13 protein-coding genes and 1 CRISPR repeat array are annotated in these 17,584 nt (G+C 36.5%); of the genes, 9 read left to right on the top strand and 4 right to left on the bottom strand.

Annotation, left to right across the window (positions count from 1 at the left end):
* Positions 1 to 2 precede the first annotated feature (2 nt).
* The 3 genes from E2H97_RS15970 to cas6f are packed head-to-tail and all read left to right on the top strand — an operon-like array spanning position 3 to position 3,729.
* A complete protein-coding gene (locus tag E2H97_RS15970) occupies positions 3 to 2,054 on the top strand; it encodes a type I-F CRISPR-associated protein Csy2 (RefSeq protein ID WP_133408059.1) in 2,052 nt (683 codons plus the stop codon).
* Between the two features lie 13 nt (positions 2,055 to 2,067).
* Positions 2,068 to 3,114 carry a type I-F CRISPR-associated protein Csy3 gene (gene csy3 / locus E2H97_RS15965; RefSeq protein WP_170308331.1) on the top strand — a complete coding sequence of 349 codons (1,047 nt, stop codon included), beginning with the start codon at positions 2,068 to 2,070 and terminating at the stop codon, positions 3,112 to 3,114.
* Positions 3,115 to 3,120: 6 nt separating this feature from the next.
* Complete coding sequence (gene cas6f / locus E2H97_RS15960; RefSeq protein WP_133408057.1) at positions 3,121 to 3,729, top strand: type I-F CRISPR-associated endoribonuclease Cas6/Csy4; 609 nt, start codon at positions 3,121 to 3,123, stop codon at positions 3,727 to 3,729.
* Between the two features lie 123 nt (positions 3,730 to 3,852).
* Positions 3,853 to 4,120: a CRISPR direct-repeat array (repeat unit 28 nt; unit sequence GTGACCTACCGCACAGGTAGCCGAAAAT).
* A gap of 232 nt (positions 4,121 to 4,352) precedes the next feature.
* Here the strand turns inward: cas6f and E2H97_RS15955 are convergent.
* Together E2H97_RS15955 and E2H97_RS15950 are read right to left on the bottom strand one after the other, a co-directional pair.
* Positions 4,353 to 4,715 (bottom strand): hypothetical protein, encoded by a 363-nt coding sequence (locus tag E2H97_RS15955; RefSeq protein ID WP_133408056.1) that lies wholly within the window; start codon positions 4,713 to 4,715, stop codon positions 4,353 to 4,355.
* Positions 4,716 to 4,803: 88 nt separating this feature from the next.
* Positions 4,804 to 6,570 carry a TniQ family protein gene (locus E2H97_RS15950; RefSeq protein WP_170308330.1) on the bottom strand — a complete coding sequence of 589 codons (1,767 nt, stop codon included), beginning with the start codon at positions 6,568 to 6,570 and terminating at the stop codon, positions 4,804 to 4,806.
* A gap of 250 nt (positions 6,571 to 6,820) precedes the next feature.
* Between E2H97_RS15950 and E2H97_RS15945 the strand changes: the two genes are divergently transcribed.
* The 4 genes from E2H97_RS15945 (at position 6,821) to E2H97_RS15930 (ending at position 14,068) form a co-directional block, all read left to right on the top strand.
* Positions 6,821 to 10,597, top strand: coding sequence for a YobI family P-loop NTPase (locus E2H97_RS15945; RefSeq protein WP_133408054.1), 3,777 nt, complete (start codon positions 6,821 to 6,823; stop codon positions 10,595 to 10,597).
* Positions 10,598 to 10,827: 230 nt separating this feature from the next.
* Entirely contained in the window at positions 10,828 to 11,478 is a 651-nt protein-coding gene (locus E2H97_RS15940) for a hypothetical protein (RefSeq protein ID WP_133408053.1), read from the top strand.
* Between the two features lie 485 nt (positions 11,479 to 11,963).
* Positions 11,964 to 13,376, top strand: coding sequence for an AAA family ATPase (locus E2H97_RS15935; protein ID WP_218938220.1), 1,413 nt, complete (start codon positions 11,964 to 11,966; stop codon positions 13,374 to 13,376).
* 2 nt (positions 13,377 to 13,378) lie between these two features.
* The gene (locus E2H97_RS15930; RefSeq protein ID WP_133408051.1) at positions 13,379 to 14,068 is read left to right on the top strand and encodes an HNH endonuclease; all 690 of its coding nucleotides are present in this window, start codon (positions 13,379 to 13,381) and stop codon (positions 14,066 to 14,068) included.
* A gap of 542 nt (positions 14,069 to 14,610) precedes the next feature.
* Here E2H97_RS15930 and E2H97_RS15925 read toward each other — a convergent pair.
* Both E2H97_RS15925 and E2H97_RS15920 read right to left on the bottom strand, forming a co-directional pair.
* A complete protein-coding gene (locus tag E2H97_RS15925; RefSeq protein ID WP_133408050.1) occupies positions 14,611 to 15,054 on the bottom strand; it encodes a hypothetical protein in 444 nt (147 codons plus the stop codon).
* Positions 15,055 to 15,266: 212 nt separating this feature from the next.
* The gene (locus E2H97_RS15920; protein ID WP_133408049.1) at positions 15,267 to 15,686 is read right to left on the bottom strand and encodes a hypothetical protein; all 420 of its coding nucleotides are present in this window, start codon (positions 15,684 to 15,686) and stop codon (positions 15,267 to 15,269) included.
* A 254-nt stretch (positions 15,687 to 15,940) separates the two neighbouring features.
* Here E2H97_RS15920 and msrP point away from each other — a divergent pair, with 254 nt between their 5' ends.
* Together msrP and msrQ are read left to right on the top strand one after the other, a co-directional pair.
* Entirely contained in the window at positions 15,941 to 16,975 is a 1,035-nt protein-coding gene (msrP, locus tag E2H97_RS15915) for a protein-methionine-sulfoxide reductase catalytic subunit MsrP (RefSeq protein WP_133408048.1), read from the top strand.
* Positions 16,975 to 17,574: a protein-methionine-sulfoxide reductase heme-binding subunit MsrQ gene (gene msrQ, locus E2H97_RS15910; RefSeq protein WP_133408047.1), complete on the top strand. Its 600-nt coding sequence runs from the start codon at positions 16,975 to 16,977 to the stop codon at positions 17,572 to 17,574. Before msrP ends, msrQ begins: the two co-directional genes overlap by 1 nt.
* The last annotated feature ends 10 nt before the right edge of the window (positions 17,575 to 17,584 follow it).

The raw sequence follows: 17,584 nt of genomic DNA, 5'->3' as shown, positions 1-17,584 counted from the left end.
CGATGAATCTCAAAGAGTTACTCAATATTGAAACAGTCTCTTTGAGAAATAGCAAAATTCGAGATCGGCTGAAGCCCTCAAATCCACCAGTCGACGCTTCAGGTTATGAAGCTCAGATGTTTCTTATCCTCATAAATCTTGGATACTCAAAGAATGAACACATTGATTTACTAAATCTTCATTCGGCAAAGCAGTTTTTAAATGACAAAAAATATTTTGGCGTAACCCTGTCAGAATCGGCTTGGATACATACACATAATTCGAAATACCCTGATATTAGGGTAAGTGATCAGGCTATTAGGGCGAAAGTTTTAAGTAAAGGGATTAACGGGGTTTGCAGCCAACATTGTTCTCATTCTATTTCTTATAGTTATTCTCATAATGGTGGTCGTGTAACAAGATCTTTTCCTTTAATCACAGAATTTTGTTGGAATGGAAAAGTAACCTGTCTAGCCGAATTAATTGCAAATTGTGAAGCTATTTGGATAGAACAATTTCTAGATCTTGGCTTCAGTCTTCAATACATAGCCATAGTGGTTAAAATATTAAAAAGCTCATTGGCAACTTATTCACCTAATAAAGTTCATAATACCATCCAACTTAGATTCCCATATAAAGATGACTATATAGCGATTACCCCAGTTGTTAGCCATAGGGTGCTTTCAGAACTTCAAAAAGCCTGTGCGAATGATAGCCTTAGATATAGGAGCCTTCTTTACCCTCAAAAGGGATACACGAATACTGGAAGTTTGCTTACAGGATTGGGTGGGAGAATAAATGTACTTAGCTATTACTCGAATACGATGAAGTACCATCAAGAGTTAGAAAAGTACGTTAACCAACTCACTGATGAAAGCCTGTTTTATAATAAAGCTCTTAGCTTTACTCGGTTTAAAAAAGCGCTGTACGAAATTACATTTTCGGTTCGCTACCTAACTCTTCGAGCCAAGCGCCTTGCTCGTATTGATGCAATTAAAGTCATACGCAGGGTTATCTACTTGTGGTTGTTCAGAATATTGAGATATAAAAAATATGCCAATCTTGATGAGGAAAAGCTTAGGGAAGGCTCATTGATAAAAGAATTAGTCGAATATGGGAATGCTGAGGCACCAAGCCTAGCGGTTAAGCTGAACGCCAAACTTAACCTGCAATTAAGCGAAAACGATGCCACTAAAAAATTTGCTTACCATCCCAAGCTACTTGAATTGCTAAAGCGCCAAATAAAATATGTGTTACATCACAGAGATGCTCATGATGAACACCTTCAATCCAATTTTACTTACCTACATGTTAAAAACATAACGGCTGAAGATATTAATACTCTAAGTAATTTGTATCTATGGGGAATGCCTTCAATCATAGCACTGACGGGTTTTTCTCATGAATTTGAGCTGAATTTAAGGCGGGCTGGTGTTTTTTTAAAAGTGATCGGTGTTGCGATATTTGTTCATTCTTATCAGGTAAAGTGTAATTCTTCATTACCTGAATGTGATCGTATAAATGGCAAAGCGGATCAGTATATACCTGCCCGACCAGCGTTGGTCGACCTTCCAAGAAGTAGAATGAAATTTGATTTGGTTTTTCGTTTAGCTTTGCAAGATACCTTGGAAGCAAACATCAGCCTTGAGGTGTTAGCCAACGCATTTCCAGATCGGATCATGGGTGGTGAAATTTTTCTTTCGGATAAAAAGATTAAGAAACAATTTTATCTCACTTCAAATATTCAAGAACTCTTTTCATTCTTAAGGTTTATTTCGCATAAAGGATGCTGGTTATGTCCAACTGATCACAGACTTAGAGGCATTTCTGAGTTATCCAGTTTACTTAAACGAGACGAGGAGCTAAAGCCCGTCCATATCGGTTATGCATACCTAGAGCAGCCGAAATCTAGAGAGGGGGCTATCAGCTCAAGACATTGTTTTGGTGAGTCTATATTAGGCATCGCTAAATGTGTACATCCGATTGATGCGAATAATAAAGGATTAAAATTCTTCTTTGATAACGCATTTTGGGCACCCAAAATATCTGAGTTCAGCACTTTGATGACAAAATAACAGGAGGAATATCGTGGATATCCCTTTGAGCTTATCTTATAGCGGTTCAATACGCCCATCCCCCGCTATTTTTTACTGTAAGTCAGCAGATTCTGATGTCAAATTACCAGTTGCTATCGTCAACCTAGTAGCAAATTCACCAACTTCAGCTTTCAGTGAGGGGCATCGAGAGCAAGGGGTCATTAAAAATGTAAATGCTTATGAGCTAGGGCGACCGCAGCTTCACTGTGCTCCATATTGTCATGTGCCTTATGAGGCCAAATGGCTTTATTGTAAATTTTCATTAAAGCTTCGAGCGGATAGCTTTAAGCCTCATGGGCATGATGATCTGAAAGTTTCTAAGTACCTCCAGCGTTTCGCAAAAAGCTATAAGGATCAAAATGGATACCACGAATTAGCAAAGCGCTATGCGAAAAATATCCTGCGGGGTAAATGGCTCTGGGATAATCTTGAATCAGACCAGCCTATCACGTTATCAATTAAACGTAGAGGCAACCTGTTAATAAAAATAAAAAAAATTCAATCCCTACAATGGAATTATGGCTGGGAAGGTTATCAAGATGCGTTAAATGAATTAACAGCTCTTATTGATACAGCGTTGTCATCTACTGGTACTGTAACACTACAAATTAAAGTCAAAATTAGGGCTGAGACTCTGCAAGAGGTAATCCCAAGCCAGCTAGTCCTTTCAGAAGCAGAACGTAGAGCAGACAAAGAGCCCACGTTTGCAGAAACGAGCCTTAATTCAAATCAAAGGACCGTATGTTTAACCAAGTACAAAGTGGGTGCAGGAATTCAATTGATTGATGACTGGATTGACACAGAAGACCCAATCCGAGTGAGTGAATATGGTGCTGTTCACGGGCAGCATATTGCGCTAAGGACACCCAGAAGTAAACAAGATGTTTATTCTCTATTACCTAAGGTTCCATTTTATATTCGTTTTTTAAGATACAACCAACTAGGGGAGGACGAGATATCAAACGAAATCCACTATTTGATGTCGATGCTTGTCAAAGGTGGCGTTTTTAATCGTAAAAGTGATAAAAGCATGAGGTAAGTGATTATGTGTAATCGTTACTATTTTATGGTCAAGTATTTACCCGAAAATGCTACTAATTCATTATTAGCGGCAAGGTGCGTTTCGGTCTTGCATGGTGTTGTCAGTCACAACGGAGAAACAAACATTGGAGTATCTTTTCCTGACTGGTCTGATTCAAGTATCGGGGGACAAATCGGTTTTGTATCTAATAATTACAGAAACCTTGAATCATTTAGAAAAAACCGATATTTCAATATGATGAATGAAGATGGGCTGTTCTTTGTTTCAGATGTCGAAGAAGTCCCTAACGGTTTAAGAGAAGTTCAATATATAAGAAATAATGGTATTGCTAAAAATACGTTGCGAGAACGACAGCGTCGAATTGAACGATGCCAAAAAAGAGCTGAAAAAGGTGGTAGAGAGTATCAGCCCAAGCTTGGGTTTATCGAAAGAGAGTTTAGCCACTTTCATAAGTTGATAGTTCAAAGCACAAGCAGCCATAAAGCTTTTCCTTTGTATATTCAAAAAAAATCTGCCGTAGGTAATGCCGCAAATTGTGACTTTGGTCATTATGGCTTAGCTTCAAATCGGGTATTAATGGGAACTGTGCCTGATCTAAGTTTTAACCATTAATTTTTACGAGTATTTTATTTGTTTACATATTAGTAGGTTAAGTTATGTTGAAAATAGATTGGTATTTAGGGGTAAATGAAAATAACTGCCAGATATATAATGATTTCTTCTGGTGTATCTCTAGTGACCTACCGCACAGGTAGCCGAAAATTCATGAAATCTATCAATAAGCTAGGGGGCAAGGTGACCTACCGCACAGGTAGCCGAAAATATTACCAGTGAATCGCTCAATAGTAAAAGTGAGTGACCTACCGCACAGGTAGCCGAAAATTGGTGCAAATCATACAACATGACGTATGAGTAGTGACCTACCGCACAGGTAGCCGAAAATAAATGTGAAAAGTTTTGTTTATGATAATTTTGGTGACCTACCGCACAGGTAGCACATCAAATAGCCACGGATGGCTATGTTTAGTTTTGTGTCATCATCACTTATCCATTCGAAAAAAAGCCTCTCGCTAACATGATGATGAAAAGCAATCCTATGCATTGCAGATACTCAATCTTGGGAAGATGAAATAAGCTGGGCATAAGCCAATTCCACAAAAAATAAATTGGCAGCGACAATACAAAAACATAAGCAAGAGTAAGCAAAAGAAACACAATGATGGCGTGATATGCTTTCATTGTAATTCCTCCTTATCTTGTGAGATTAAGCCAGAGTTTAGTTCTACACTCTCAACACCATCTAGCCTCAGAAACTCTTCCAGCTTTTGTGAATTCGATAAAGTGCAATTACCCTGAGCGCCCTTTGGAAGCCAATAAACTGAGCCTGACGATTGCGGCCAAATGTACGCTTTTTCGTTTTCAACAAGCTCACAAAGGTCTGCACCAGATGATAGACGCCACTTATCTTGAAACGGTTCATCCCAGCTGGAAAATACTTTATAGAATGGGTTTTCTTCGTCATTAGTTATTTTCAGAATGACCCACCCTTCCGGAATAATACAACCTTGGGGCTGGTTAGTTTTCTGAGCTAGATTCATTCCCACCTCTTTTCAAAGCTTTTAACATGATTCTACTCGTTATCATGTAATAGTTTTAGTAACTCATTGTTAATGCTTATACTTTTATCTAGATTATTGTTTGGTTGATTCTCTGATACAAGTTAATCATAAACCCATCAACATTTTTCCCGTGAACAATTGTATGGCGTTCAGGTTCGTGGATTTGATGCCTTAACTGGTATGCGTTTTTGAACTCAATGGCGCTGGCTTTGTGAATATGAAGCACTGGTCTGGCGGTTCGCTTTACGCTTTTCTTCTTGCCTTTGATAAAGTTCTTTTTGAGTAGTTCGTAAATCACATTTTTGTTTACTTCTAAATAGGTGCAGGCTTCAGCTGGTGATAACCATTCAGGATCTGGCTGTTCATGCTTACTTCTCACTGGAATAAACTGTTTAAATGCCATAGGAGAGCGTTTGAGAGGGTTGTAGGTATAAGCTATCTGCCCATCTAGCATTTGCTTCACCAGCTCTAAAAAATCCATACCAAAAAATTGAAATTGTTTAATTTGATGCTTGTTTGATTTGGTTACTTTCAATTGAGCACAGGAGACTAACCTTTTGACGAAGATTTCCAATTCTTCATTTTCAATAAGCCAGTCCCTATTGGTTTTGGTTGGTTTAAGTAACGGCTTGATGATCCCGCCATTAATCAAAAGCTTTAAGCGGTATTGACTCAAGCCAAGTAGCTTGGCCGTACACTCTAAACTTAAGCACCTTTCTAGGCGAGTTTTGAGTGTGGTGATGTCTGAGCGAGCATACATAGCATCGCCATTTTTCAGGACAGTTTTAGCTTTAAGGAAGGACTCTCTGAGTAGAACTTTAAACTTAGATACTGGAACATCAAGAACTGCCATTGCTTGTGTTTGGTTTACAAAGGCTCTTGATGAGAGAATATCGCTATCAATAAGAGTTATGTTGGCGTTGAAATTACCATTGCTAAAATGTGATTGAATAAACTGATCAAAGGCTTGTTTTAAAAGTCGGTAGCCATCAGATTGGCTGTTTTCAGTAGAACAAAGATCATCATACAAATCTCTGTAGCAATTTCTTATTCCAGTAAGCCCTTTCGTTCTCATTGGATGCTTTTGAAAGTAATCGAGTAACTCATAGAACTTGTTCGGCCAATCACACAAGTAATCGTGAGTGATTAAAAATGGGTTGTCGGAACTTTTGTGAGCAGGAAATGCTCTCAAGTGAAAGTGAGATAAAAAACTACAGACATCGATAAAGTCCGACAAGTTCAAGTTATTTACAACAGGATAAATCGAGCTTGGCTGTTGTCCCCATAAGCATTCAATATGTTGGTTTAGTAGGAATTCTTGCTCGGTTATTGCTTTGGCTGGAATGTGTTTTACCCACTCAGGTAATTTCGTTTTCAGGTGATGGGTACTCCAACTCAGTTTCTTCCCGTTATCGGGATTGATTGAAAGCAGGCTACACCGATGCTTAGTACAACAGCTTTTCACCTTTAAGCTGTTAAGAAGATTGAATGTGGATGCTTCAAAATAGCAATGAGGGCAAACTTTTAAGTAAGTGAAGTCGAAGGCTTTAGCTAAGAAATGTTGTTCCATATAGCTGAAGCGAGTTGCCCCATGTTTTATTAGCTGTCTTGATTCAATTTGTTGATGAGGCTGGTTTACCAGGCTTGCCAACTTTTCAGTATCAAAACCACCAAAGAATAATCGTTTACTCGGTACTCTTGTGTTAACCAGCTCCTCCCCTAATAGCTTCATCAAGGTTTGAATATTCCTATAGCCATTGCCGTTTGCCAGTCGATGCAAATAGCTAGGCAGAAGCTCGCTAGGTTGAGGGTATAAACGATTGAGTAATTTCAAGCAGTTACAGAAAATTGGTTAATGATAAGTGCTTGATACAGTCTGTCGTTCTTTATATCAATGGTTATGAATTAATGTTAATGGTTAATTTAATGAATTTACTAATAAGTTGATATATATCCATCATTATAAATTCAGACTATGAGAAGCTTGAATACAGAACTAAATGGTTGCTCTGATAAGTAATGTCTTGAAAAGATAGGTTTGACCCCAATAGTTGGTATTAGGATGTGAATAACAAGGAAAAGGTGTGCCAAAATTTCAAAGCTTTGTAGCTGTCATCAAAAAAGGAATGATCACAATATGCTGGTCAATTCTCAAACGGTGTGAGAACCCTGCAACAACAAATTCTTCCAAGCTTCCAGATTTATGTCCGACTGACGATGCTAAGTATGTTGATTCATATATTGACATGCTAAACGAAGCCCTGATAAATAGAAAACAAACAATCAAAGAAATTGCGATAACTTCCCCCTATTCTGGAGGTAAAAGCTCTCTTATAAATACCTACATCAGAAAAACACCATTTCTAAAGTTTACTACGATATCGCTGGCCTCATTTAAAAGTTTATCTCAAGGTGTAGGCGTGGATGCTCCTGATGATGGCTCTGTATTATTAGGAGCTGACAATGGAAAAAAAGTTAACCTGGAAACAATAGAAATACGAGATAATCTCAGTAAAATAGAAAAGAGCATTGTTCAGCAGCTACTTTATAAAACGGATAGTAAAAAGACTCCAAATTCAAGGTTCAGAAGAATTTTTCCTCAACCAGTATCAGACTACTTTGCATTTTCAATATCAGTATCTCTAGTTTTTTGGCTGGCGATTTTAGGTGCAATACTTTATCTTCCTACTTTTACATTCACAGGTATGCATGAGTCTGTTTTAGCATCCCCCAAGCTATCAAATATTAACCTGTGGTTTTTGAGCTATTTTTTTTCTGTACCGATACTTATTGTAAAAGATCTGCTTAAAAATTTAAGTGGGTATAGCATATCAAAATTCAATCCAAGCAAAGGCGAGTTGGCATTCGAACAGCAAAAAAAAGACTCAATATTTAATATATATCTAGATGAAATAATTTATTTTTTCGCCAGTCAGAAAAGTGATGTTGTTGTTTTCGAAGACCTAGATAGGTTTAAAAATCCCGATGTATTCATAAAGCTAAAAGAGCTGAACAAGCTTATCAATGACAGTGAAGATGTAAAACAGACTGTCAGGTTTATATACGCACTACGAGATGATGTTTTTCAAGGGAAAGATAGGACTAAATTCTTTGATGTTATTATTCCAATTATACCTATTGCTAGTAAAGCAAATTCATACCCCCAACTCAAAGAGTTGATGGAAAATGCGCGCCTATTAGGGGATGTAGGAGACTCATTTTTGAGAGCTGTTTCAGTATATGTCGATGACATGAGAATGCTTAAAAACATAGTAACTGAGTTTGGTATTTATAAGAATACACTGATAAAAAATTTAGAACACTTAAATCTTACAAGGCTCTTTGCATTCATTGTTTACAAAAATGTTTACTGCGATGACTTTGCTTTACTACAGAGCGGAGGCGGTAATTTGATAACGTTTTTTTCTGATATTGCCAACTTGAAACGTGACAAAGAGGAGGATATTGAAGCAAAAATTGCTTCATTAAAACAACGCTTGTTAGACTCTGAACATGAATTAACTCGTTCAATAGAGGAGCTAAATGTTATTTATATAATGAAGTTAGCTCATAAATTAGGCTCTGGTAATGGTATTTCCTATATAAATGGGCATACGTTGAACAGTTTTATTCAACCTGATATTTTTGATGACTTGTTGAAAAACCAAAACAATATTTCATATGTTAATGTTAATGGTTATAACCTAACTGAGAGATACACATTTAAAACGTTTCTGGATGAAATGTCACCTAGTTATTTCCAAAGGAAACAGGGTGCTTTAGATAAAAAAGCAGAAGAAAAGTTAGCTATCTCAAAGCAAATTGAGCAACTAAATGACGAACATTCTTTGCTGAATGAAATTTCGATAAAAAACTTTATAAAGTCCTGTTCAAGAAAAGATGTTTTTAGAAATATAGCTGATAAGCAGCTTTTGGTATTGCTGCTTGAGAGGGGGTATATCGATCAAAATTATGATGAGTATCTCTCTCACTTCCATGAAGGGCACATGACAATAAATGATATGGCATTTATCAGAGTTGTTCAGAGCGGTGAAAAAATAGATCCCTTACGCACGATTGATAATATTGATGAATGCTTAAAATACTTATCAGATGAAGACTATAAAAAAGGTACATTTTTTAATTATAAGCTGTTCGATCACATACTTATCAGAAGCCCGTTACCCATTTTTCGATTTATAGAAAACTATCTAACTGATAATTCTGATTACTTACAGTTTGTACTTAACGGGCTAGAACACCTTGAAAATAAAGAAGCTTGGATTGTTGCAATTTCCAAAATATTCAACGGGTATTGGCAAGATTTGATTACAGATCAATCAATGACTCGTAATGAAAAGCAGATGCTTTTACTTCATTCGATTAACGCATTGCCAAAGAAAAATATTAATGGTTATTTAAAAAGCTCAATTGATGAGCTACAAAGCTTCATAAATGAAAATGAATCAATAGGGCGTCACTTAACAATTGCTGAATTTGACGTGAATAAAGTATGTCGTGTGTTTCAGTTTCTCAGAGTAAAGTTTCAACATTTATCTAACGTTGAAAATGAAGCAGATTTCTTAGCTTTGGTTCTAAAGTATATGTTATTTGAAGTTCATGAAGCCAATTTATCTGTAATAGCAAAGCAATTGTTTGACTTAAAAGGTGATGATAGTAGAGATTTTTCTTGCCTCAAAAATATTGAAAATGAAGACTTTCAGCAAGTCTTTAATAATGAGATAGAAAAAGTAGCACAGAGACTCACTTATAAAAATTTAAGTATATCGAATGAAGAAGATTATATTTGGTTGTTAAACAACAAAGATGTGACTATTGAAACCCAAATTAAGATCATTGAAACTGGTAGCTTTATAATTAATAACATTAGAGTGTTGAAAAATAGATATGATTTTTCAAGCCATCTATTAAAAGCACAAAAAATTGAGCCAAACTGGAATAATACCGATTACCTGTATGAGCATGAACTCATTTCTGACGAGCTTTTTAAGGAATACTTAAATCGTAATTATAAAGAGTTGTGCTCATTAAGCGAAAATAACCTTTCTGATGAGGTTAAAGAGCATTACGCATTAATGATCACCGATGAACCTATTGATATAGAAGCGTTTTCTGCTTATTCTTCGCTGTTTGGTTATCAATATAAACCTGAGCAAATTAGAGAAATTCCAATAGATAAGCTTTCGTATCTGATTGAAAATGAGAAGTTGTTGGTCTGTTTTGAGTCATTCGAGACCCTTTTAGAACTAAGTCGAGAGTTATCAATAAACTTTTTAGCGAAAAACTTTGATTCTTTTGTTGAAAGGAGTCACTCGATTGAAAGGCTGCCTATTGACTCAAATATGTTCTACAAATTATTAGAACCAAATCTACTGACATCTGTTCAGCGAAAAATTTTGATTGAATCTAGAAGTGATTTAATTGAACCTAATGTGATTAAAGACTCATTGATTAAGGCGTTAGGCTATCAAGAAGTTATGAACGGAACTGATATCTCGAACTTCGATATACCTGAACTTCCAATCTACGCGATAGAAAACTTGATTTCATCTGCACCTGATGATGACACTAAAAAAGTAATCCTGATAGGTCAGTTACAATACTTGGGCGGTAATGAGATTATTCAGCTTTTAGAGTACTCAGATATCGACTTTACACAATCTTTAACTGCTAGCAGATTGTTTAAAGTTGAAAACAACAAAATAAATATACTGATGGCTAACATCCTAAAGAATCTAAATTTAATATCGTCATTTAAAGAACATAAGGGGAAAAATGTCGCTATTGAGGGGAGGGAGATCATGATATATGTTAAAAAGAACCTAAATGTAGAGTATTAAGTCCATTGCTGCTAGTTCTATTTGAATCAACATAGAGGTGAAACATTCATACTTGTGTATTCTGAAATGGAATCGCTTTAGGTTTAATGTTAGCAAAACCTTTATTGACTGTATTTTAGGGTATTGATTAAACATGTGTTCTTTAGTGCATAGAATTTGCTAGTGCTTAGTCTTGCATATTCTAGCCTAAGGGGTACCTGATTTAGGCATCATGTGCCAAATGAGTTCATATGATCGAAGATATACGAAACTGTCAAAATTTAAAAATTTATCTTGAACAGCTTGAAGAGATTAAATCTAGGCTGGCGTATATTAGTGCTTATAAAAATGAAGGCAAAGATAGGTTTGTGATTGAATCACATGCTCTTCAAATTAGAAAGTTAGTTGAATTAGTCTCGTTTTCTCTTATGGCAATTCATAAGAGCAAGTATCAATCATTTCGGATTAACGTTGGAAAAGACTACAAGAATGACTGGAATGGGAGGGATATAATCACCAATATACTTAAATTAAACCCTGACATGTTCTTTAAACCATCCGAGAAAAAATTTTCTATACAATGCGATGGTACAAAACTAATTCAGCTTAAACCTGAAACACAATGTTATACACTTAAACGACTAGTAAAACTATACGACAGGTGTGGTGGTATTCTGCATATCGAAAATCCTTGGAAAAAATCGACAAAGATCGAACAGTTCCATGCTGAGCTTCCTTCTATTATTGTTAAATTGAATAATACTCTCCAAGATCATGTGATATTGGTAAATCACTGGGATCAAAATCAGTCAACAGTCATTGTGTTCACATTGAATGAACAAAATATAAGTCCAACATATGCACTAGCTGAAGCAAGTGGTAATTTCGCATTTACAACTTAAAAGTTGGATAACTATGGTTCACTTGCTTTTGATGTTGGTAAGTCATGAACGCGCTAGGCTTGGGTATGCAATGTAATTAACCTGAGCTCTGCATAAGCAAACCTCTACAGCACAGCTACTTATGCGTATTTCTTCGTTAGAACAGCCCGAAATAGGCTGGCTATTACGAACTGTTCAGCCTTGAACTACACAAAATTAGCCGCACTGTAGATTGAATGTATATTTTATTTGTAAAATCAAAACTGTACTGATTTCTTTATACAGAGCTCAGGTTAATTAGTCGTTGTTCCTTCAATTTATTACAGGAATTTCTTCTCCTCAAATATGTAAGAAAGTAAATGTGTTTCTAACAAGAAAAGATTCCAAAATTCATTAGAGCTTCAGAACTCGTGAGTTCATTAGTCTTTTGATTTACCTACAATTATTGTAATGTAGCGACTTCTGTTAAAGCAATAAAAGAAGTAGAATTGCAATATACCTCATATATGAAAAAAACCATGAATACTGCGAACTCTATTCAATTGATTGATACGATCATTCCTAATTCTGAAAAGAACGTAAAAGTCGACCTTAAAGGCAAAAACCTTATCATTACTGGTGGCAATGGTTGTGGTAAGACCCGCTTCCTAAAACAAATCCACGAAAATATTTCTGCTCAGGTTGAGCAAATGACTCACCAAACCGCAGAACAAATCAAACGAGAGATAGAGTCTCGAGAGTCTTGGATTCAAAGCTCATCACCAACTGATTCTAGTTATCATTATTGGAAACGCGAAAAAAGTGAATTAGAACTGAAACTTGAGAATGTCAGTAAAGTAAAAGTTTTACTTGGCAATGCCGAGGCTTATTGCACTGATTTCAACGAAAAGAAAGCACTACTCCGTTTCTTTCCAGCAGTCAGAGAGCAATCACTTGCTCATACTGGCTCTAATGACAGCCTTGCCCGTTTAAAGCAAGATGACGAACAAAATCCTCTTTCCCAAGATACAAGCTCTCAATTTGAACGCTACCTTGTAGCACTCTACAACTACGGTAGTCATATGCTGGCTCGTGTTGACGATAAGGAACAAGGTGGAAAAATAAATGCGTGGTTTGTCAATCTAGAAAGCCAATTTCAATACCTATTTGAAGATGAAAGTCTCAAGTTAGATTACAACGCTACAGAGCAGTCTTTCTATATCAAACAAGATGATAAAGATCCATACAAGCTCGACCAACTATCGTCTGGCTATCAATCGATTCTTAGCATCTATGCTGACTTACTGATGAAAGTGGAATTGAAAGAGGTTAGTGCTGAAGAACTATCTGGTGTTGTCTTCATTGATGAAATCGATGCCCACCTCCATGTGTCACTTCAACGAAAGATTTTCTCTTTCTTTGACCAAGCGTTCCCTAATGTTCAATTCATAGTTACGACTCATTCCCCTTTTGTAGTTCAATCCGTTAATAACTCAATCATTTATGATTTGAGTGCTAATGAGCAGTTGGAAGACCTTTCAATGTATTCATATGAATCGATCCTGAAAGGTTTACTAGGAGTTGAGAGCAAATCTAGCATTTTGGATGGGTTGATCGAAGAACTGGCAATTCAGATTCAAATGAAGAAACCAAATTGGGATACGATTTCCGATCTTGTTCGGAGAATTAAACCCAATGAACGTAATCTCGATACGCATTCGAGCAATGTCCTCAAACAAGCCGAAATACTGATTTTGGATGAACACCAAATCATCAGTGCAGAACAAGCTGCGGAGGATATTGAAAATTTTTCAGTGTCGAGAATCATCACCCCTACACAAATAAAGCCTAGTATTTCCAAAGCTCGGGTAAGAAAAGTTCAAACAAAGATGCAACAAAGGTTACCATCGAAAAAGAAAACCAAAAAAGAGGAGGAATAACGTTGTTTAAAGTTATTCGCCCATTAGAAGAACCTGATGAACTAAAGACTAAAGGCTACAACTGCGACGAAGTTGTTCATGCTCTATGGAACATGTGTAAACGTAAATGCTATTTATGTGAAACATTGAATCCTGATGCACCAGAAATCGAACATAAGGAGCCCCACGAAAACAAAGATGAAGATCTTAAACTCGATTGGAATAACCTGTTTTATTCATGTCGTAGATGTAACAGTATTAAAGGGACGAAGCACAAGAATATTCTTGATGTGGCGCAAGTAGATCCAATAACCAAAATCATTTGGAATATGGCTCCATCTCACTACTCAGATGTAACATTTGAAAAAGTAGACAAGAAGTACAAGGACAAAACCGTTGATGACACGATCGAACTTTTAGATCGATGTTTTAATGAAACAGGGACTGCATTTCGTGGAATAACACGAGCAGCATTGATCGAAAAAATTGAGTTCTACCATGCTCACTATTTAGAGCAGTCACTAAAAATCCGAAATATTAATTCCGATTCTGATGATATAGAAAAAGCAAGAAAGCAACTCAAAGTAATGTTACAAGATAAATATCCATATTCCGCTTTTTGGCGTTGGCGTTTTTTGAGAGACCCTGTATTGATGAAGGAACACTCAGAATTACTACCTGAATATGCAGAACTAAGTCCCTGTAAATTTTGAATTAAGGAGCAAATAGCTCCTTAATTCATACCAAGACAATATGCTAAATTTCTGATTTAACTGGATAGAAATAGTAAGTATTAGTTATAGTAGCTGCTTAGGCTTCTTATCTTCACTTAAAGTGTAGGAAAAATGCTTAATTATGTAGTTATTCATAATTGAAGTAATCCATAAAAAGTTAGAACTGCAAAATTTGGAATTCATTTTGTCCAGAATGAATTGCATTAGAAACGAAGTATGGATAAAAGCGTTAGCTGAAGTTCGTAATGAAATATAGCAAAGAAGTAAATGTCACTTTATGGTAGAGAAATACGATTTTGTGACACTTTATAGTAGAAAATGACTTTCATTAAAATTTCATGACTTAAGAGTTTATACGGGTTGTAGGGAACAGTTTGTGACACTTTATGAGAGAAACATCAAATTGATGGTGATTTGAACAAAAGCTGAAAGAGACACCAATTGATCTTTTGATGGCAACAGTTACTAGAGTCTAAAAGCTGAGGTTACATCTAAAAATTATGCAGAAACCAGATGTAACCTTAGGTATGACTTACATTTTCCGTTGGATTATCAAAAATATTCATTGAGTCATGACCCAAAAAAGCGTCACATAAGGCTATTCCGAATCTTGATGTCGATATGGAAAAGCGACTAATAGGTGAAGCTAACTCCATTCTCTTGACATTGTTTCCACTGGCGGTTGCCGTGTAGTAGATGTCGAACTCTTTAAAGAATACAGTGCAAGATGGTAAGGCTCCTTTCATTGGCAATTTAACTCTAACAAACCATTTATTTCCATCTGCAACTCCATTTTCCCTCATTGCTGTATTGATAAAATCATGATGCGCAAAGGTATATTCAGTAAATTTATGGTCGTTGCTTGCATTCCAAACTAATGGTTGAAGGTCTTTGTTTTCTATCGCAGGAGGGAAATAGTACCCCTTAGTTTCGGCGACCCTATTCAGTATTGAAGTTAATCCCATAGATCCAACCTTGCCAAATAAAGATAACTTACTTTTGCATGATAGGATTAAAAAGGAAAATGCCGAACTTTCATAACTTATTATGGTTAACTTCTCGAACGGCTATATCTCTTGGGTTGATCAAAAATGTATGACTGATACGTAAGCTTTTGTTTGAATTTTGACCGTCTTGATATAGGCTTTCCATAAAAGCAGACCGTATAAAGAGCGATTTAATTACTGTGAACTCTTCTATAGAACTGCACGATTGCTTTTTCCTCATTAAATCGTTGTGTTAACTCTGAGACTTTAAAACGAAACGCTGCTCTTCTGCCGTCTTTTTTAGTGAGTCTAGAATCGAGTTTTTCGCACTCATTGAGTTTACGTTGAAGCGTATGTAGAGTGCCGATGTGTTGCTGGGTAAGGTTTTTAAGCTTAAATCTACCCATTTCTTTTAGCCTTGATAGTTGCATAGCTGTCGGATGAGGGTGAGAAGGTTCATCGCATTTTATTGGTACTTTTTCTACTCGATTACTTGTTTTTTGGGAATCATACTTTTTTGTCTGAGCCCCCTTACTGTCGGGGTATTTCCATAACGCATCGGAATTATAATCGGGGCTAGCATGTCGAGTTTCTGCGGAAACATTGCCCATACTGTGTTCTCTTAGTTTCTAATTAACAATCAATACTAAGCGATAGAGATAATATTTGTTTATTCGATATGGTTATAAGTCATACGGTCGATTTTGGATGGCAATGGTATACCGCTAAAATTTGATTGATATAGTTTGCTATAAAAATCATTGAGTAACGTCAAGCTTTGATAATTTGTGCTACTTTTCAGAAAGAATTACGTTGTTGAAAGTGTCTATATACTCAGATATCTAATCAGGTAAGGTGCGATGAGATGAAAAGTCAGAAGTTTACAAAAGGGATCACTCAAAAGGCGGCATGGGAGCTGGCTGAATCAGAGGTAACGCCCGAATCAGTATTTAAACAACGTCGCCAAATCATTAAGGCTTTAGGGTTAGGGGCGGCAACGGCCAGTTTATCGGCCAATGTTCATGCTGGCATATTTGATGTATTTAAAGACGAAAAACCTAAATCACCTTTTAAGGTAAGTCCACTTGAATTTACCAAGAATCAAAATTATCAAACATCCGAAATTTTAACTCCAGAAAATAAGGTGATTTCTCACAATAACTTTTATGAGTTTGGTACCAGTAAAACTGATCCTATTAACAATGCTCAAGAGTTCAAAGTTAATCCTTGGCAATTGAAGATAGAGGGTGAAGTCGAAAAGCCGTTAACGCTCGATTATGACGACCTGTACAAACTGATCGCACTTGAAGAACGCACTTATCGCCTACGTTGTGTGGAAGCTTGGTCTATGGTGATCCCTTGGGTCGGTTTTTCTCTCGCTGAGCTTATTAAAAAAGCCAACCCAACCAGCAAAGCCAAATATGTTGCATTTGAAACCCTATATGATCCACAGCAAATGCCGGGACAAAAGAATCGTTATATTGGCGGTGGAGTGCAATATCCTTATGTAGAAGGTCTGACGTTACCAGAGGCGATGAACGAACTAAGTTTTTTAGCGGTGGGTTTATATGGAAAGACACTTCCTCCGCAAAATGGGGCGCCTATTCGTTTGGTTGTACCGTGGAAGTATGGCTTCAAGAGTATTAAATCGATTGTAAAAATCCGTTTAATCGAAAAAATGCCGCCAACCAGCTGGAATATTCTTGCACCTCATGAGTATGGTTTTTATGCCAACGTTAATCCTCAAGTCGATCATCCAAGATGGTCGCAAGCCAGTGAACGCAGAATTGGGGCGGGTGGTTTATTCTCTGCAAAACGTATTCCTACAGAGATGTTTAATGGTTACGGTGATCAAGTGGCAAGTTTGTATAAAGGCTTGGATTTAAGGAAAAACTTTTAATGAGAGTGACTTCTAAACAGCTTTTTTGGATTAAAGGGCTGTTTCATCTTGTCGCATTAGCACCCATTGCTTTTTTGGTGCTCAATGTATTTGGTGGTGGTGCTGGGGGCGATCCTGTCCAATACATTATTCATTACACGGGTATTGGCGCGTTAAATACCCTGCTGATTACTTTGTTGATCAGTCCTGTTGCTAAAAAGATGAAATGGCCTTGGCTAATGAGGACTCGCCGTTTAGTTGGGTTATATGTCTTTGCCTATGCCACATTGCACCTTGCAGCTTATTTCAGCTTAGAATTGGTCTTTGAATGGCGATTATTAGGTGAAGAGGTTATAAAGCGTCCTTATATTATCGTCGGTGCGATTGCGTATTTGATTTTAGTTGCGTTGACCGTCACGTCTTTAAAAACATTGATGTCTAAAATGGGGAGAAAATGGCAGACATTACATAATTTGATTTATTTAGCCGTCATTTTAATCGCTATACATTTCTATTGGTCAGTCAAGTCTGAAATTATTCAACCTAGCATATATATAGGCTTAGTTTTTCTTTTACTTTTATTGCGTTGGCGTAAAATTGTTAGTTTTTTCAAACGGTAAAATTTAGTGA

It is taken from the genome of Parashewanella tropica (assembly GCF_004358445.1).
GTDB lineage: Bacteria > Pseudomonadota > Gammaproteobacteria > Enterobacterales > Shewanellaceae > Parashewanella > Parashewanella tropica.
The sequence above is the reverse complement of the archived record's forward strand: the minus strand, read 5'-3'. Positions and strand labels throughout refer to the sequence as shown.

Excerpts from the sequence above, each read along its gene's own strand:
- E2H97_RS15970 (WP_133408059.1), top strand. The coding sequence starts at position 3 with ATGAATCTCAAAGAGTTACTCAATATTGAAACAGTCTCTTTGAGAAAT.
- cas6f (WP_133408057.1), top strand. The coding sequence starts at position 3,121 with ATGTGTAATCGTTACTATTTTATGGTCAAGTATTTACCCGAAAATGCT.
- E2H97_RS15955 (WP_133408056.1), bottom strand. The coding sequence starts at position 4,715 with ATGAATCTAGCTCAGAAAACTAACCAGCCCCAAGGTTGTATTATTCCG.
- E2H97_RS15940 (WP_133408053.1), top strand. The coding sequence starts at position 10,828 with ATGATCGAAGATATACGAAACTGTCAAAATTTAAAAATTTATCTTGAA.
- E2H97_RS15935 (WP_218938220.1), top strand. The coding sequence starts at position 11,964 with ATGAAAAAAACCATGAATACTGCGAACTCTATTCAATTGATTGATACG.
- E2H97_RS15925 (WP_133408050.1), bottom strand. The coding sequence starts at position 15,054 with ATGGGATTAACTTCAATACTGAATAGGGTCGCCGAAACTAAGGGGTAC.
- E2H97_RS15920 (WP_133408049.1), bottom strand. The coding sequence starts at position 15,686 with ATGGGCAATGTTTCCGCAGAAACTCGACATGCTAGCCCCGATTATAAT.
- msrP (WP_133408048.1), top strand. The coding sequence starts at position 15,941 with ATGAAAAGTCAGAAGTTTACAAAAGGGATCACTCAAAAGGCGGCATGG.
- msrQ (WP_133408047.1), top strand. The coding sequence starts at position 16,975 with ATGAGAGTGACTTCTAAACAGCTTTTTTGGATTAAAGGGCTGTTTCAT.